The organism is Citrobacter sp. Cpo148 (assembly GCF_030332375.1).
In the GTDB taxonomy this organism is placed as follows: Bacteria; Pseudomonadota; Gammaproteobacteria; order Enterobacterales; family Enterobacteriaceae; genus Citrobacter; species Citrobacter portucalensis.
The window spans coordinates 259,779-277,538 of sequence record NZ_JAOWHY010000050.1 but is presented as its reverse complement, the minus strand read 5'-3'; the positions used below and the strand labels follow the sequence as shown (position 1 = coordinate 277,538).

Here is a 17,760-nt window from a genome sequence, read left to right as displayed (position 1 = left end):
ATTAATTCATGGATTAAATGAATTAATACAAAATAGATGTTGATTGAAATAAGCACATTAGATTATGAACCTAATGTGCTTTTTAATTGTAAGTGTTATTAAAATAACAACCACGATCATATTTTGTTGGAAATTTCACTCGTATGCTTCCTACCTCTTTAGAGTAATTAAGGATCGTACAATGGCTGCTTCAACATTTTTTATTCCTTCCGTGAATGTAATCGGCGCTGACGCATTAAAAGACGCAATGAATACAATGGCGGAATATGGTTTTCGCCGTACGCTGATTGTTACGGATGCCATGCTGACGAAATTAGGTATGGCTGGCGATATTCAAAAAGCGCTCCAGGAACATGATATTTCCAGCGTAATTTACGATGGTACGCATCCTAACCCCACGACCAGTAACGTTGCCGCTGGCCTGAAAATGCTGAAAGAAAATGACTGTGATAGCGTTATTTCTCTCGGTGGCGGCTCTCCTCATGATTGTGCGAAGGGCATTGCGCTGGTGGCGGCTAATGGTGGCGATATTCGTGACTACGAAGGCGTAGACCGCTCTGCAAAACCGCAACTGCCGATGATCGCCATCAACACCACGGCGGGTACGGCATCTGAAATGACCCGCTTCTGCATCATCACTGATGAAGTACGCCACATTAAAATGGCGATTGTGGATAAGCATGTTACACCGCTGCTGTCCGTCAATGACTCCTCGCTGATGGTCGGTATGCCGAAGTCTCTGACGGCGGCTACCGGTATGGATGCGCTGACTCACGCTATCGAAGCCTATGTTTCTATTGCTGCGACCCCCATTACCGATGCGTGCGCGCTTAAAGCCGTCACCATGATTGCGGAAAACCTGCCGGTCGCCGTGGAAGAGGGCAGCAATGCTCAGGCGCGCGAAGCCATGGCCTATGCGCAGTTCCTCGCAGGCATGGCCTTTAACAATGCCTCTCTGGGATACGTACATGCGATGGCGCACCAGCTGGGTGGCTTCTACGATCTGCCACACGGAGTATGTAATGCCGTACTGCTGCCGCATGTACAGGTATTTAATAGCAAAGTTGCTGCCGCCCGCCTGCGCGATTGCGCCTCGGCAATGGGTGTGAACGTTGCTGGTCTGAGCGAAGAGCAAGGGGCAGAAGCCTGCATCGCGGCGATCCGCGAACTGGCGCAGAAAGTGAATATTCCGGCTGGGCTGCGTGAGCTGAACGTGAAAGAAGAAGATTTTGCCGTTCTGGCGACTAATGCCCTGAAAGATGCCTGTGGTTTCACTAACCCGATTCAGGCGACACATGAAGAAATCATGGCTATTTATCGTGCTGCCATGTAATTCGTGATACCTGTCGTAAAGCAGTAAAAGGCTGGCGAATAATTCGCCAGTCCCGTCTACCCTTGTAGTACCCCTACAGCAAGGAGACGGTCATGACCAATAACCCCCCTTCAACGCGTATTTATCCCGGCGAGTATGGTTACCCTCTGAAGTTAAAAGCCCGATACGATAACTTTATCGGCGGTGACTGGATCGCACCGGTGGACGGTGAGTATTACCAAAACCTGACGCCGGTAACCGGGCAATTACTGTGCGAAGTGGCCTCTTCCGGCAAAAAGGACATCGATTTGGCACTGGATGCCGCGCACAAAGCAAAAGACAAATGGGCGCAGACTTCCGTGCAGGACAGGGCGGCGATTTTGTTCAAAATTGCCGATCGTATGGAGCAAAATCTGGAGCTGCTGGCGACGGCTGAAACCTGGGATAACGGTAAACCCATCCGTGAAACCAGCGCGGCAGATGTGCCGCTGGCGATTGACCATTTCCGCTATTTCGCGTCCTGTATTCGTGCACAGGAAGGGGGAATAAGCGAAGTTGATAGCGATACCGTGGCGTATCACTTCCATGAACCTCTTGGCGTGGTGGGGCAAATTATCCCGTGGAACTTCCCGCTGTTGATGGCCAGTTGGAAGATGGCGCCCGCCCTGGCTGCCGGTAACTGTGTCGTGCTTAAACCTGCGCGCCTGACGCCGCTGTCCGTGTTGTTGCTGATGGAAGTTGTCGGCGATCTGCTCCCGCCTGGCGTGGTGAACGTGGTAAACGGCGCGGGTGGGGAAATCGGTGAGTATCTGGCGACGTCAAAACGCATTGCAAAAGTGGCGTTTACCGGCTCAACGGAAGTTGGGCAGCAGATCATGCAGTACGCCACGCAGAACATTATCCCTGTCACGCTGGAGCTGGGCGGGAAATCCCCCAATATCTTCTTCGCGGACGTGATGGATGAAGAAGATGCGTTCTTTGACAAAGCGCTGGAAGGTTTTGCATTGTTTGCCTTCAACCAGGGCGAAGTATGTACCTGCCCGAGTCGGGCGCTGGTACAAGAATCCATTTACGAACGTTTTATGGAAAGAGCCATTCGTCGGGTGGAAAGTATCCGTAGCGGCAACCCGTTAGACAGCGTGACGCAAATGGGCGCACAGGTGTCGCATGGTCAACTGGAAACCATTCTGAATTACATCGACATTGGTAAAAAAGAAGGGGCAGATGTTCTCACCGGCGGGCGGCGCAAGCAGCTGGATGGCGAGTTAAAAGAGGGGTACTACCTCGAACCGACTATTCTGTTTGGTAAGAACAACATGCGGGTTTTCCAGGAGGAGATCTTCGGACCGGTGCTGGCTGTCACGACGTTTAAAACCATGGAGGAAGCGCTAGAGATCGCTAATGACACCCAATATGGGCTTGGCGCTGGTGTCTGGAGTCGAAACGGAAATCTGGCTTACAAAATGGGGCGTGGGATTCAGGCGGGGCGAGTTTGGACCAACTGTTACCATGCTTACCCGGCGCATGCGGCGTTCGGCGGCTACAAGCAGTCGGGTATCGGGCGCGAGACGCATAAGATGATGCTTGAGCATTATCAGCAAACCAAATGCCTGTTAGTGAGCTACTCTGATAAACCACTGGGGCTGTTTTAATTTCACGTCACCTACTGCCCGGTCGCGTTTAGCGTACCGGGCATCAAGTTATGTCCTCAGGTAAGTGGCTGGGTGAACGAACGCAGCCAACAAAGAAGCAGCTCGAAAGACGACGGGTATATATAAACCCATATATCGTTATATAAATAAGATAATTGCATCCAATCTGGTCATTCCAATACTATTATCAACTCTATTGTTTAAATCAAATTGCATCCGAATTCCTTAATTTAAATCCCTGAGGCAAATATGTTCCTTAATTATTTTGCATTAGGAGTGCTTATTTTTGTATTCCTGGTCATTTTTTACGGGATTATTATTCTGCATGATATTCCCTATCTAATTGCAAAGAAACGTAACCATCCTCATGCCGACGCAATACATGTTGCGGGTTGGGTTAGTTTGTTTACCTTACATGTTATTTGGCCCTTTTTATGGATCTGGGCAACGCTTTATCGCCCGGAACGCGGGTGGGGCATGCAGAGCGCGGATTCTTCCCTGATCCAGCTTCAGGCAAGGGTTGCGGATCTGGAAAAGAAACTGGGTGAGGCCAAGACCTCTCCGGCGGAGTAATATCGATGGATTTACTGATTGTTCTGACCTATGTGGCGTGTGCATGGTCAATATTTAAAATTTTTAAAATTCCTGTAAATAAATGGACAGTTCCTACCGCGGCATTAGGCGGTATATTCATTGTTTGCGGACTTATATTACTGATGAATTATAACCATCCGTATACATTTAAGGCACAAAAAGCGGTAATTTCTATTCCCGTGGTGCCGCAGGTAACGGGTGTAGTGACAGAAGTGACGGATAAGAAGAATACGCTAATCAAAAAAGGCGAGGTTCTGTTTAAGCTTAATCCAGGGCGTTATCAGACGCGGGTCGATCGCCTGAAGGCTGATATTGTTACCGCACAGCATAAAGAGCAGGCTCTGGTTGCGCAGTTAGACGAAATGAAAGCCAACACGCAGCGGGCAAAGGCCACGCGTGACAAACTGGCAAAAGATTACCAGCGCTATGCGCAGGGGAGTCAGGCGAAGGTGAATCCTTTTTCTGAACGCGATATCGACGCGGCGCGCCAAAACTACCTGGCGCAGGAAGCCTCGGTGAAATCCTCCGTTGCAGAACAACAGCAAATTCAGAGCCAGTTGGACAGCCTGGTACTGGGTGAGAATTCGCAAATTGCCAGCCTGAAAGCACAGCTAGCGGAAGCAGAGTTCAACCTGGACCAGACCGTGGTTCGCGCGCCCAGCGATGGTTACGTCACTCAGGTGCTGATGCGCCCAGGAACCTATGCCGCCGCGCTGCCGATGCGCCCGGTCATGGTATTCATCCCGGATCAGAAACGACAAATTATCGCCCAGTTCCGTCAAAACTCGTTGTTGCGACTGGAGCCAGGCGATGAAGCGGAAGTGGTGTTTAATGCCCTGCCGGGTAAGGTGTTTAGCGGTAAACTGGCAGCTATTAGTCCGGCAGTACCGGGTGGTACATACCAGTCGAACGGGGCACTGCAATCTTTAAACTCTACGCCTGGTTCGGAAGGGGTAATCGCCACGATTGAGCTGAACGATAATGCGGATGTGAACGCATTACCTGATGGGATCTACGCCCAGGTCGCCGTTTACTCTGACCACTTCGAACATGTGTCGGTAATGCGCAAGGTGTTGCTGCGGATGACCAGTTGGGTGCATTACCTGTATCTCGACCACTAAGCGCAGGCTATTTCGCTTGCTCAGGCTGTCGTATCGCCTGAGCAAGCTGCTGACGTATCTCCGCGAGCATTGCATCGAGAATATACTGCACTCGCCAGGGCTGGTATTCACGCTTGCGGAAAATCGCCACTAAATCCAGCCACCATTCATGTTGCTCCGAGAAACACGGGACCAGCATCTCGGAACGACAATCTCTTTGCACACTTTCATTTGGCGCAAAAACAATCCCCAAATGATTACGTGCCAGCGCCAGTGCGGATTGTGTATTGTCGCAGATGTAATTTCCCGTCACACGATAGTCGCGCATCTTTTTGTCTTCAGCAGAATTGAATCGCCAAATGTTGGCATCATCAATCATCATAGAATCAATTAGAATGCAGGAATGGTTAACTAATTCATCAGGACTACTAATAGGATTCTTGGTGAGATATTCCCGACTGGCAAAAGCAATAACCGCATATTTAGTGATAAAACTGGCGACCAGTGATTCATCTTTAGGATGAGCATAGGAAAGTAAAATATCACAATCGTCAGGAAAGTCGACGCCTTCATAAAATGCTTTGCGATCCAGATTATAGGTTTTTAGCACCAGACTGATATCGCCAATATCCATAATTTTTGCAATAACATGTTGCGATAAGTAAGCAATAATTCCGGTTGGTGCATATACAGTTACTTTGCCACGTTTCTCGTGCTTATAATCAGCAATGAAATTATTTAACTGCTCATTTCTGTCTAACATGTCATTGATGTAAGGAAGTAACGCAATACCAAACGGCGTGAGGGTCAGTTGTCGGGTGGTGCGGTCAAATACCTTTAGCCCCACTTTTGATTCAAAATCAGCAAGATACTTACTTACGTTGGCCTGAGCAATGCCGAGAACAGTAGCGGCATGGCTGATATTTTCACTGGCAGCAATTACCGAAATAATCTTCAGTTCCCGGTGTTTAAGTTGTAATTTATTCATCGCCAAGCCCAATATATATAATTTTATATATATTACTATATAAATATGAACCTTGCACCGATGAAATTGTAAGCATTATTATGCACCCGCTTTGTAGCTTATTTTAAAATGGAATGTTGGCATGTTAATTAAACACAATATTGTGGCGCTGCTCGCCTTTTCTTTTATGGCGAGTGCAACTGCCGCAGAATTTTCTATTGGCGCTGGCGCTGTATATAATGAATCACCTTATCGCGGGTATAATGATAATGTTCACGCAGTACCGCTTGTCAGTTATGAAAGTGAATCATTTTATTTTAGGCAAACAACGCTAGGTTATATTTTGTCTAAGAGTGAAAGTAATGAATTTAGTATTACTGCCTCTTATATGCCGCTGGAGTTTGATCCCGGCGACAATGACGATCACGCGATGAAAACGCTGGATAAGCGTGACGCAACTGCAATGGCGGGTGCCGCGTGGTATCACCATGAAAGATGGGGTAGCGTGAAAGTCTCTGCTGCTGCGGATGTGCTGGACAACAGTAATGGCTGGGTAGGGGAAGTTTCACTGTTCCGTCCAATGCCGATGGGCAAGCTGACGCTGACGCCATCAATTGGCGTGCTCTACTATGACGAAAAATTCAATGAATACTACTACGGCATTTCGGGTAATGAGTCCCGTCGTAGTGGCTTATCAAGCTATTCCCCAGGGGATAGCTGGACACCGTATGTTGGCCTGTCCGCTAAATACGCATTAACCACTAACCTGACGCTGCTGGCAAGCGCCAACTATAGCGCACTGCCGGATGACATTAAAAATAGTCCGATGGTTGATCGTGATGACAGCTTCACCTTTATGTCCGGTCTGACCTGGCGTTTCTGATTCTCACCCGTTTGTCCTCAGGGAGGAGGGCAATCTTTTCATGAGACATTGACGGATGGGGGCTAACCGCCGCCATCCGCCTTATTATTACTGCTCGTTTATCCAGATACGCATTTCGCCTTCACCACGGTTCGCCCAGCTAAACCACGGAATAAACGTCAATGTATGCGCCTGGCGCGAAGCTGGGGAAACATCGTAGTGCCACAACGATTGTTGTGCTGCATCGGCAGTACTTTGCTTTACGCCTTCAGCCTGAATTAACATTTTATGACTGAACAATCCCTTACCCTCGAATACTCTGAACTCATTCTCTTTTGGCAACCACAGGTTATGCAATTCCTCACCGTTATCGGCCTGCTCCAGGCAATACACCAGCGGTCCACGCTGAATGGCGACCTTACCGGCAACATGACGCACTAATGGATTTCCGTACACCCGACGCACCGGCATTGGCAGGGTCAGACTGAGCGTATCGCCTTCCTGCCAGGTTCGGCTGATGTGCAAATAGCCTTTGCGAATATCCTGCTCAACTGGCTGACCATTCAGTAAAACCTGCGGTGCGGTGCACCAGTCTGGCAGGCGCAGGGCCAGGGTGTGATATATCGACTGCGGTGATTCGATGGCGATTTTCACCTGCTCATGCCATGGATAATCCCCGCTAATGCGCAGCTTGAGCGAGCCATCCGCCACGGGGACTTCCATGCTATTGCCCACGTACATATTGATATACAGCGCGTCCTGACGTGGTGTGTAGATGTAATGACCAATAGAGGTGAGTACGCGGGCGATATTCGGCGGGCAACAGGCGCAGCCAAACCAGCGCTGACGAACGGGTTTCACGTGGTCATAAATATGATTGAATTTTAATGATTTAGGATGCACTTCCAGCGGGTTCACATAGAAGAAGTGCTTGCCATCGAGCGCCATCCCGCCCAATACGGTGTTATACAGGGCGCGCTCCATCACGTCGGCATACTGGCTGTCTGCCTCCATCTCCAGCATTCTGCGGGCGAACATCATTAGACCGATTGAGGCGCAGCTTTCCGCATACACGGAGTCGTTAGGCAGATCGTAATCGCTGCTAAACGCCTCGCCGCTGCTTTGTGAACCAATACCGCCGGTAATGTACAACTGACGCTGGGCCATGTTTTTCCACAGACGCAGGCAATCCTGACGCTTGCCTTCGTCCTGACTCAAGCGTGCCAGATGCGCCACGCCGGTCATCAGATAAACAAAACGTACTGCATGACCGATCGCCGTTTGCTGTTCTGAAATGGGCTGATGAGCCTGGCTATAGGGTTTATCCTTCACCATCCATGCCGGGCCGTAAGTATGCCAGTAAGAGGTTTGGCCACGCTTTTCGTACTCTTCGTCATAGAAATGGGGTTGCGCGCCGCGCTGTTCCACAAAGTAATTTACCAGCGCCATATAGCGTGGTTGCTGGGTCACTTCGTATAAGCGCATTAACGCCAGCTCAATTTCCGGGTGTCCCGGATAGCCGCGCAGTTGATTATCACCAAGCCCGAAAACGTTATCGATGTGGTCTGCCAGACGGCACACTACATCTAAAAGACGACGTTTTCCCGTCGCCTGAAAGAACGCGACGCCTGCTTCGATCAAATGACCTGCACAGTACAACTCATGACACTCGGCGAGGTTAGTCCAGCGTTCATCCGGGGCTTTCACTGTAAAGTATGTATTGAGATAGCCGTCTTCACACTGCGCAGCGGCCACCAACTCGATGACCTCATCTGCGGTTTTCTCAAGTTCCGCATCAGGTTTCTGGCACAGGGACCAGGCGACTGCCTCCAGCCATTTCGCTACGTCGCTATCCTGAAAAACCATGCCGTAAAATTCGCCATCCTGCAGTCCTGCGGCGATACGAAAGTTCTCTATCGCATGACTTGGTTCCGCCTCTGCAATGCGGTCATTCAGCGCATCCCACTGGTAGGGGATCACTACATCACGGACCAACTGTTGGTATTGTCCGAGGAACGGATCGCTGACGGTGAGCTTATGCAGGTCGACTTCCAGTACGTTCATTTCGTGCTCCTTAAGGCTGTACATGACGCTGACGCAGATCGGTGGCAATGCGCGACATCATCGGATTATTGAGTTTGCAGATGCGGATAGACAGCGCCAACAGCAGGTGGAACAGCGCGGGAAGCAGCGTCTCCATCGCGGTAATTCCTTGCAGCGAACTGGCGGTTTGGTTACCAGCGCCTGGCTGATAGGCGACAAAAATAAATAACAGGCTGATGATCCCCGCGCTTGAGGCCCAGGCCAGCTTGATGAAAAACAGGTTGAAGGCGAAATTCATGCCGGAAGAACGCACGCCGGTTTTCCACTCGCCGTAATCGTCGGCAAAGGCCATCAGCGAGAAGTGCAGAGGCAGCGTAAAGCCCAGAATAATGCCGTTGCCGAGAATAACCGCCAGCCATAATGTTTGATAAGCCGGACCGGTCGGCAGGAACCACATCATCACTGCCAGGGCTGCCAGCACCAGGTTGGTGTAGTAATAGAGTTTGACGGTATCTATACGGCGGGTCAGCGGGCTGACAACCACTGAACCGATGATGGACGCAAAGGTCACCATGGTGAAAAACAGCGACGTGTAAGCGGTACTGCCTTCCAGCACGTAGGTAATGAAATACATGTACCCGCCGCCACGAATATTGAAGACGTTAATCAGCAGGAAAGACATCACCAGCATCAGCAGCAACTGGTCATTTTTGCGTAGCCCACCAATGTGTTCACGCAGGGTAAATTTCCCCATCATCGCCAGCGTTACACGCTCGCGAACCCAGAAGAAGCAGCACAGGAACATCACCACAGCGATGGCGCACAGGATGCCCACGCCGAACTGATAACCCTGCGCGACATTGCCCTGACCCAGAATATCCACCATCCACGGCAGACCAACGGAGACAAGGAATCCCGCCACGCCGCACAGCACAAAGCGCCAGGACTGACAGGCGATCACCTCGTTATGGCGGGTCGTCATGGTGTTGATCAGCGCACAATACGGTACGTTGATGGCGGTATAGCCGACAGAGAGCAGTAGATAGGTGCCGAATGCCCAGGCGATTTTTACGCTCATGCTGGCGTCAGGGACGGTAAACGTGAGTACGCCAATGATGCCAATGGGAATTGCCACCCACAGCTGCCATGGGCGAAAACGCCCCCAGCGGCTTTGCGTGCGGTCGGCAAGTATGCCCATTATCGGATCGGAAATGGCATCAAATACGCGCAGGGCGATAAACAATGTGCCGACCAGCGCGGGCGTTAACCCGAAGACATCGGTGTAGAAAAATGTCAGGAAGTTCATGATCAGACAGGTAATTACCGTCCCGCCTGCATCGCCTAACCCATAACCTATTTTTTCACGCAGGGATAATTTGTCGTCCTGGGCACGCTGTGCCAAATCAGATGTCGTAATCGGAGCCGAAGTCATAAATAACTCCCGGAGAGGATGTTCAGAAAGTATCCCGCTACGTTGCGGGTTATTTGTTTGTAATTTGCAAAGTACGTTATTTATTCTGCACGAAATGTTTGGGTCAACAAGGGAAGAGAAAAGTATAAAAAGATGACAATTCCGACTTCATTATAAAAATGTGATTTCGATCCAGCGAAAAGCAAGTTTATCGTGAATAATCAATAATAAAGAGCAGTTTAAATAATGCAAAAAGCGGGAATTTGAATATATATGCTCGAATTATCCATGTCTCTTCCGATTAAAGTGCAAAATGGTGGGCTATTTATTTCCCGAGGTGTGGGAAGCCATCCGGCGCGGCAATTACAATCCTGGGAAATCATCTTTGTCGAAAAAGGGACATTAACGATTTGCGAAGGTCAGACCGTTTTTTGCGTGAATGCTGGAGAAAGTTTGCTGTTATGGCCGCAGCGTTCGCATATTGGTGTGGGACAGTTTCCGGCTGATTTGAAATTTTACTGGCTACACTTTGAGGTGACAGCAGAAAACGATGCTTCACTTACAGAACCGTTGCTTGCGATTCCTCAGCATGCCCGGGTTAGCGAGCCACAATATATTATTTCGCTGTTTCGCCAGTTCTTACGCGAGCAGGAAAATATTCATCGCAGCGTTGCGCTGGAACTGATCCTACTGCTGATTTTGCAGCAAATCTCCGCGGCGGCTAGCGAGCAACCCGCAGATAGCCCCGGTAATGCGCTGGCATGGAAAGCGCAACAAATAATCCACACCCAGTTCCACCTGCCGATTAGTGCTTCAACTCTGGCGAAAGAGCTGCATTGCAATGCGGATTATCTGGGGCGTGTATTCCGGAGCGCTTTCCGGCTGACGCTAACTGAAGCATTGCATCGCCAGCGGGTAAGGGCGGCAGAAAAGCTGTTGATCAGTGACTCGCTGTCGCTTACCGAAGTGGCGATTAAATGTGGATTTAATGATGTGGGTTACTTTCGTAAAATCTTTCGTAAGCATACCAGCCTGACGCCTGCGGCGTGGAAAAGGCGCTACTGCAAAGAGCATATTAATTCGGCGTAAATGAGGATCGCCGGGTGGCGCTATGCTTACCCGGCCTACAAAATTGCAGGCAATCCCCAAAGTCGTTCAGGCACCTGACAGTATTTAACCGTTTCCCCTGTCCGATCAAAGCGTCAGGGGCGGTCTCTCTGGCACTCTGTGGTTTTCACGCAGAGGGAGGGGGCAATGAACGCGTTTATTATGGCGGATGCGGCAAAATGTATTGGGTGTCGTACCTGCGAAGTTGCCTGCGTCGTCGCGCATCAGCAAAACCAGGACTGTGCTTCGGTTTCTTCTTCAGCGTTTATACCGCGGATTCGGGTCATCAAAGACGACGCCTTTACCACGGCGGTCGCCTGTCATCAATGCGAAGACGCTCCCTGTGCGAATGTTTGTCCAACTCACGCCATTCGTCGTGAACATGGGCATATCTTCGTTGAACAGGCACGTTGTATTGGTTGTAAAAGCTGTATGCTGGCCTGCCCGTTTGGGGCAATGAATGTCGTTGCCCGTTCGTCGCGGGCGCAGGCGATAAAATGCGATTTGTGCTGGCATCGCGAGGCGGGACCAGCGTGTGTCGAAGCCTGCCCGACCAGCGCGTTGCAGTGTGTTGATGCCGTCAGTATTCAGCGCCAGCGCCTGCGTTCACAGCCGCTGTGAAGTGAGCCCGACCCGCACCTGGGTCGGGTTTGCGTTAGCCTTCCAGCCAGGCGCGTTCGATCTCTTCCGCCAGAATCTTCACGCCAGCTTCGATTTTCTCCGGCTCTGGCACGTAGTTCATCCGCATGCACTGATGGGTATGTGGCCAGGGTTTATCCAGCCCCGGGAAGAAGTAGTCACCAGGAACCATCAGTACGCCGCGCGCTTTCAGACGCTGATACAACAGTTCGGTGGTGATCGGTAAATCTTTGAACCATAGCCACAGGAAAATAGCGCCTTCAGGTTTATGGATAAGGCAGCGATCTTCTGACAAATAGCGGCGAATAATCGCAATCGTCTCCTGAACGCGCTGATAATAAAACGGCTTGATAACCGTTTCGGACAGGCGCAGCAGATCGTTACGTTTAATCATCTCGCACATCATCGCCGGTCCCATCCCGCCAGGTGCAAGGCTGATGATGCCGTTCATATTGGTAATCGCAGTGATGATTTTTTCATTCGCGATAATGATGCCGCAGCGGGAACCTGGCAGACCCAGCTTGGAAAGGCTCATGCACAACACAATGTTGGGGTTCCACAGTGGGCGTGCTTCGCTAAAGATAATGCCAGGGAATGGTACGCCATAGGCGTTATCAATCACCAGCGGGATCCCATGCTGGTTGGCCAGCCGGTCCAGCTTCATCAGCTCGTCGTCGGTGATCACGTTGCCTGTCGGGTTAGTGGGGCGCGACACACAGATCATCCCCGTCTCTTCACCGATGTGCAGGTGTTCAAAATCAACGTGATACTTAAACTGGCCTTCCGGTAGCAGCTCAATGTTCGGACGTGCTGAGACGAAGAGATCTTCTTCCAGCCCTGAATCGGCATAGCCAATGTATTCCGGCGCTAACGGGAATAACACTTTTTGCGTTGTTCCGTCAGCGCGGCGTCCGGCGAACAAATTGAATAAGTAGAAAAACGCGCTCTGACTGCCATTTGTCAGTGCAATATTTTGTGGCTCGATATCCCAACCCTGCTTCTCACGTAGCAGTTTCGCCAGTTCAGACAGTAGCTCGGTTTTCCCTTGCGGACCGTCATAATTGCAAAGCGCATCAGTGGCTTTGCCGTTTGCCAGCATATCTGTCAGCAGAGACTGGAAGTAATTTTGCATCTCTGGAATTTGCGCCGGATTACCACCGCCGAGCATGATGGCGCCTGGGGTGCGTAAACCGTCGTTGAGGTCCTCCATCAGGCGGGTGATGCCTGAATGGCGGGTAAATTTGTCGCCAAAAAGTGAGAATGTCATAGCAGGGGGTCTGTCGAACTGAGTAGTAAAGTGGCTAACCATAGCGCTACCTATGGCAGGGTGCAAATCAGGGGGGACGAGCTAGATTGATGTTTTGTGCTACAGATGTTTGCCTGGCTGGTTTTTTATTTTGTGTTGGGCTTCCCGCTGTATGCACAGCGAGAAGCCTGTTGGGATCAGGGCTGACCGGCCCACACCACCATCACCTTATCGTCGCCATGCTCGCGGATAAATCCGTATCCCTGCTTCAATGTCAGCGTGGTCTGTTTACCAGCACCGATGGCGGGATGTCTGGCCCGGAACTGACTGATGCGCTGCCAGTGAGTGACGCTGGCGGCAGATTTCCCGGCCACATCCGGCCAGTTCATTTCTGAGCGCGTACCCTGCAATGGGTCTGAACCTGTTGGTCCAAAGGGCCGGGCCGATTCGTCGCCGTAAAAGAGTTGTACCGCGCCTGGCGCCAGCAGCAATAGCTCGGCGGCTTTGTCTCCACCTTCGCGGAACAGGCGCGTATCGTGCGAGGAAAGATAGCTCAGAACGTTGAAATCCTGTAGTTTTTCAGCCATTTGTTGCCAGGTGACATCCATATTTGCCAGACAATCGACGGCCTTTGCCGCCTGCTCCTGATAGTCGAAATTGATCATCGCATCAAAGCCGTGACGGTAATAGTCGCTTTGCATCACGCCGTGACCCCAGGCCTCGCCGGTCATCCAGAAAGGTTTGTCATCCAGCGCTTTATCCGGGTTCGCTTTCTTCCATTCAACCAGCGCCGCGCTGGCCTGTGTTTTTAACTGCTGCCAGGCGGGAAGTTCGACGTGTTTGGCGGTATCGACCCGAAACCCGTCAATCCCGTAATCACGCACCCACTGGCTGAGCCAGTGGGTCAGATAATCTCGGGGCGTGTAACCAGCAATAGCTTTAGCGTGCGTATCTGGTTTGTGTAGATAAAAGTTTGGCAGCCCGGAAGGCGTGGTGGATTCGGTTTTCAGATCGGGCAGGAAAGCCAGTGACATGGTCAGGTCGTCAAAACCCGGATTGTCGTAATCGCCAATATCGGTGCGGATCCAGTTTTTCCCCCACCATTTTTCCCAGCCTGCTTTATCGCTGAAGTTGATGTAATCATTAAAGCTGTGCCAGCTTTGCCCGGCGGCTGGCTTCCAGTCCGTCCAGCGTTCACCGAGCGTGTTTTTCAGTTCATCGCCCGACAAGTACAGGGCCCCAAACTGATACTCCTGCATATCCGCCAGCGTGGCGTAGCCGGTATGATTCATGACGACATCAAACAGGATGCGAATGCCGCGCTGGTGCGCGCCGTCAACCAGCGCACGCAGGTCAGCTTCATTACCCATATTCGCATCGAGCGTGGTCCAGTCCTGAGTGTAATAGCCGTGGTAAGCATAATGGGGGAAATCGCCTTTGGTGCCACCGCCGACCCAGCCGTGGATTTGCTCAAACGGCGCGCTGATCCATAACGCATTGACGCCCAGTTGTTGCAGATAGTCGAGTTTGCTGGCAAGACCGCGTAAATCGCCCCCGTGGAAGGTGCCAATTTCCTGCATGCCATCGCTGCGCCGACCGTAGCTGTGGTCGTTGCTCGGGTCACCATTTACAAAGCGGTCTGTCAGGACGAAATACACCGTAGCGTTATGCCAGTCGAAAGCGGCCGGGGCATCGGTTTCCGCCCGTTCCAGCAGCAACAGTCCGTTACTGGCTGCGGCAGGCTGTAGGGTAATTGTCCCATTTTTTACCGTTGCCGTTTTCTGGCTGTAGAAATCGCGCACCATGGCACCTTCCGGAAAGGTCTGGCTCACATCCAGTGTTAACGGCGAACCATCCCATTTCGGGCACTGGCGAATCTGGGTCGTGACAGGGTCTGCGGCGCTTTTTACCGAGAGCATCAACGTTGGCGTTCCGGAGCGGGTATCCACTTCCAGTGTGTAATCGCCGTCTTTGAATAAGCGCCACTGCGGCGGGGCGCCTTCACACGGTTTTAGCGACAGCATCTGGTTGAGTTTTATCGCATCAGCAGGCTGCCAGCACTGTTGGTCAAAATTTAGGATTAAAGGACGCGTACCCTTCGTCAACGCTGCATGGCTGACGAATTTACCCGTACCTTCCGCTTCGAAGGTGGGGAGTCCCTGAGAAGTCCATGATGAGGCGATGGCAATGCCGGGCATGAGCGCCAGCGCAACGGCGGCAAGTTTCATAATGCTGTCCTTGGTGCTGCGATTTTCGCCAGTTTGCCAGTGAAATCAGGTCGGAAACTCCTCCTTTGGGTCGATTCCGCCAGGAGGAGAAGTGAGGGTGAGCGATCGCGCGCAAAAAATGAACTCATTTTGCGATAACCTCCACATTTTCTTCGAATTAATAGCACCCTGAACCGTTAATGCGTGACATGGTTTCAGAATTGGACTATTCCTTTGGGTGCTCTTGACGGCTATTTTTGATATGATTTGAGATTCATCTCTCATTTTTGTGAAAAATATAAGGTGTTGGAATGTATAAATCCGACCAGGAGACCTAATGATATTGACTCCCATTCGACGATATGGGGCAATGATTCTTATGTTACTCACCGTTGCATTTTCGGGTGAGGTGCTGGCAAAGACACACACGGCGACAACGAGTCACAAGCCCCAGGTAATCAAGACAAGTAATACACAGGTAAGCAGTAAACAAGAGTATTCTCGCAATAGTGCAAAGAGTAGTTCACTTCCTGATTTGCGAAAATACCCTTCCGGAACACCAAGGAAAAAAGCGTTTCTCCGGACGGTTATGCCTTATATTACCAGTCAAAATGCTGCCATTACGGCGGACCGTAACTGGCTGATTTCAAAACAGTACCAGAACCGCTGGTCACCGACTGAGCGTACGCGTATGAAAGACATCGCGAAGCGCTACAAGGTGAGCTGGTCTGGCAACACGCGTAAAATCCCATGGAATACGCTGCTTGAGCGCGTAGACATTATCCCGACCAGTATGGTGGCAACCATGGCTGCGGCTGAAAGTGGCTGGGGTACGTCGAAGCTGGCGCGTAGCAACAACAACCTGTTTGGCATGAAATGTGGCAAAGGTCGTTGTAATAATGCCCCGGGTAAGGTGAAAGGCTACTCACAGTTTGAATCGGTGAAAGAGTCGGTGAATGCTTACGTCATCAACCTGAACACGCATCCGGCTTACTCTTCATTCCGTAAGTCACGTGCGCAACTGCGTAAAGCCGATCAGGAAGTCACCGCTACCGCGATGATTCATAAGCTGAAGGGTTATTCCACTAAAGGACAGAGCTACAACAACTATCTGTTCGCAATGTATCAGGATAACCAGCGTTTAATCGCCGCGCATATGTAATTCTGTGTGCCGGATGGCGGCTTTGCCGCATCCGGCAATAATCCTCACAGCAACACTTCGCTGTTCACATCGCGATACTCTTTTGGCGTCGTGTCATACTCTTTCTTAAAGACCGAATAAAAGTATTGCAGAGACGGATAGCCGCACATCTGTGAGATTTCGTTGATTGAAAGCGTGGTAGATATCAACAGGCTGCGCGCTTTTTCCAGCTTTTCGGCATGAATCACGGCGTGGATAGTCTCTCCGACCTCTTCTTTAAAACGCTTCTCCAGATTCGAACGAGAAATCCCCACTGAATCCAGCACTTGTTCAACCTTAATACCTTTACAGGCATGGTTGCGGATAAAGTGCATCGCCTGAATCACCGCCGGATCGGTTAATGAACGGTAGTCGGTTGAGCGGCGTTCAATGACGCGCACCGGAGGAACCAGTGTACGTTGCAGCGGCAGCTCTTCATTTGCCAGTAAACGATGTAAGAGCTTAGCGGCCTGATACCCCATCTGCCTGGCTCCCTGAGCCACGGATGAAAGCGCCACCCGCGACAGATAGCGGGTCAGTTCTTCGTTGTCGATCCCAATCACACACAGCTTTTCCGGAACCGGAATATGCAGGTGTTCGCAAACTTGCAGGACGTGTCGTGCTCGTGCATCGGTAACGGCGATAATACCGGTTTGCGGCGGTAGTGTTTGTAGCCAGTCCGCCAGACGATTTTGCGCGTGCTGCCAGTTTTCCGGTGCGGTTTCCAGCCCCTGATAGACAACGCCGCGGTACTTCTCTTTGGCAACCAGCTGGCAAAACGCATATTCACGTTCCGCGGCCCAGCGTTTGCCGCTTGACGATGGCAGACCATAGAATGCAAAGCGGTTAACCCCTTTTTCCTTCAGGTGCAGGAAAGCGCTTTCTACCAACGCATGGTTGTCGGTGGCGATGTAATGTACCGGTGGATAATCTTGCTCCAGATGGTAGGAGCCTCCAACGCCGATGATGGGAACTTCAACATCGGCAAGTAATTGCGCAATATCATCATCGTCATAATCAGCAATAACGCCGTCGCCTAACCAGTCTTTAATATTATCGATACGGGCGCGGAAATCTTCCTCAATGAATATATCCCACTCGGATTGCGATGCCTGTAAATATTCACCCACACCTTCTACCACCTGGCGGTCGTAGGCTTTATTGGCATTAAATAGCAGAGTGATGCGGTGACGTTTATCAAACATAAGAACCTGTCCTGGAAAGGTTAACGTGGGCCTGTCGATACTAGCAAAGTCGCAGGTACGACTGCTTGATGAAGCGTGACAAAATTCCTGATTGCCTGAGGCTACGCAAAATTTACATACTGGTCGCGGGATGACAATTGTCATTTTTTATCTGCGCATTACGGTTTTTTGTTTAATGACTAACCTTCGATCGCGATCGCTTTTTTATTTCTTTATTTAGCGCGTTTTTTTGGGA

The 17,760-nt window shown here is 50.8% G+C and carries 14 protein-coding genes; 8 read left to right on the top strand and 6 right to left on the bottom strand.

Annotated features, from left to right (window positions below):
• Window positions 1–181 precede the first annotated feature (181 nt).
• From yiaY to OGY10_RS22590, 4 genes are all read left to right on the top strand, one after another.
• The gene (yiaY, locus tag OGY10_RS22605; RefSeq protein ID WP_057066864.1) at window positions 182–1,333 is read left to right on the top strand and encodes an L-threonine dehydrogenase; all 1,152 of its coding nucleotides are present in this window, start codon (window positions 182–184) and stop codon (window positions 1,331–1,333) included.
• Window positions 1,334–1,425: 92 nt separating this feature from the next.
• Complete coding sequence (gene aldB, locus OGY10_RS22600) at window positions 1,426–2,964, top strand: aldehyde dehydrogenase AldB (protein ID WP_008786449.1); 1,539 nt, start codon at window positions 1,426–1,428, stop codon at window positions 2,962–2,964.
• A gap of 249 nt (window positions 2,965–3,213) precedes the next feature.
• Window positions 3,214–3,537: a DUF3302 domain-containing protein gene (locus tag OGY10_RS22595; protein ID WP_003024200.1), complete on the top strand. Its 324-nt coding sequence runs from the start codon at window positions 3,214–3,216 to the stop codon at window positions 3,535–3,537.
• A 5-nt stretch (window positions 3,538–3,542) separates the two neighbouring features.
• Window positions 3,543–4,679: an HlyD family secretion protein gene (locus OGY10_RS22590; protein WP_286577434.1), complete on the top strand. Its 1,137-nt coding sequence runs from the start codon at window positions 3,543–3,545 to the stop codon at window positions 4,677–4,679.
• 7 nt (window positions 4,680–4,686) lie between these two features.
• On the opposite strand, the gene OGY10_RS22585 is transcribed toward OGY10_RS22590, so the two are convergent.
• Window positions 4,687–5,646 (bottom strand): LysR family transcriptional regulator, encoded by a 960-nt coding sequence (locus OGY10_RS22585; protein WP_057066862.1) that lies wholly within the window; start codon window positions 5,644–5,646, stop codon window positions 4,687–4,689.
• A gap of 121 nt (window positions 5,647–5,767) precedes the next feature.
• Between OGY10_RS22585 and OGY10_RS22580 the strand changes: the two genes are divergently transcribed.
• Entirely contained in the window at window positions 5,768–6,508 is a 741-nt protein-coding gene (locus tag OGY10_RS22580) for a MipA/OmpV family protein (protein WP_032945338.1), read from the top strand.
• 87 nt (window positions 6,509–6,595) lie between these two features.
• Here OGY10_RS22580 and OGY10_RS22575 read toward each other — a convergent pair whose 3' ends face one another.
• Both OGY10_RS22575 and OGY10_RS22570 read right to left on the bottom strand, forming a co-directional pair.
• Entirely contained in the window at window positions 6,596–8,551 is a 1,956-nt protein-coding gene (locus OGY10_RS22575; protein WP_191226669.1) for a glycoside hydrolase family 127 protein, read from the bottom strand.
• A gap of 10 nt (window positions 8,552–8,561) precedes the next feature.
• Entirely contained in the window at window positions 8,562–9,962 is a 1,401-nt protein-coding gene (locus OGY10_RS22570) for an MFS transporter (protein WP_286577432.1), read from the bottom strand.
• A 252-nt stretch (window positions 9,963–10,214) separates the two neighbouring features.
• Here OGY10_RS22570 and OGY10_RS22565 point away from each other — a divergent pair, with 252 nt between their 5' ends.
• Window positions 10,215–11,030: a helix-turn-helix domain-containing protein gene (locus OGY10_RS22565; RefSeq protein ID WP_060682938.1), complete on the top strand. Its 816-nt coding sequence runs from the start codon at window positions 10,215–10,217 to the stop codon at window positions 11,028–11,030.
• A 165-nt stretch (window positions 11,031–11,195) separates the two neighbouring features.
• Window positions 11,196–11,669 carry a 4Fe-4S dicluster domain-containing protein gene (locus tag OGY10_RS22560; protein WP_048236995.1) on the top strand — a complete coding sequence of 158 codons (474 nt, stop codon included), beginning with the start codon at window positions 11,196–11,198 and terminating at the stop codon, window positions 11,667–11,669.
• Window positions 11,670–11,703: 34 nt separating this feature from the next.
• Here OGY10_RS22560 and avtA read toward each other — a convergent pair whose 3' ends face one another.
• Together avtA and malS are read right to left on the bottom strand one after the other, a co-directional pair.
• Window positions 11,704–12,954, bottom strand: coding sequence for a valine--pyruvate transaminase (gene avtA / locus OGY10_RS22555; RefSeq protein WP_003837697.1), 1,251 nt, complete (start codon window positions 12,952–12,954; stop codon window positions 11,704–11,706).
• A gap of 176 nt (window positions 12,955–13,130) precedes the next feature.
• Window positions 13,131–15,161 carry an alpha-amylase gene (malS, locus tag OGY10_RS22550; RefSeq protein ID WP_191226670.1) on the bottom strand — a complete coding sequence of 677 codons (2,031 nt, stop codon included), beginning with the start codon at window positions 15,159–15,161 and terminating at the stop codon, window positions 13,131–13,133.
• Between the two features lie 316 nt (window positions 15,162–15,477).
• Here malS and OGY10_RS22545 point away from each other — a divergent pair, with 316 nt between their 5' ends.
• A complete protein-coding gene (locus OGY10_RS22545) occupies window positions 15,478–16,302 on the top strand; it encodes a protein bax (protein WP_008786441.1) in 825 nt (274 codons plus the stop codon).
• A gap of 44 nt (window positions 16,303–16,346) precedes the next feature.
• On the opposite strand, the gene xylR is transcribed toward OGY10_RS22545, so the two are convergent.
• Window positions 16,347–17,525, bottom strand: a complete 1,179-nt coding sequence (gene xylR / locus OGY10_RS22540) for a D-xylose utilization transcriptional activator XylR (protein WP_003827365.1) — start codon at window positions 17,523–17,525, stop codon at window positions 16,347–16,349.
• Window positions 17,526–17,760 lie beyond the last annotated feature (235 nt).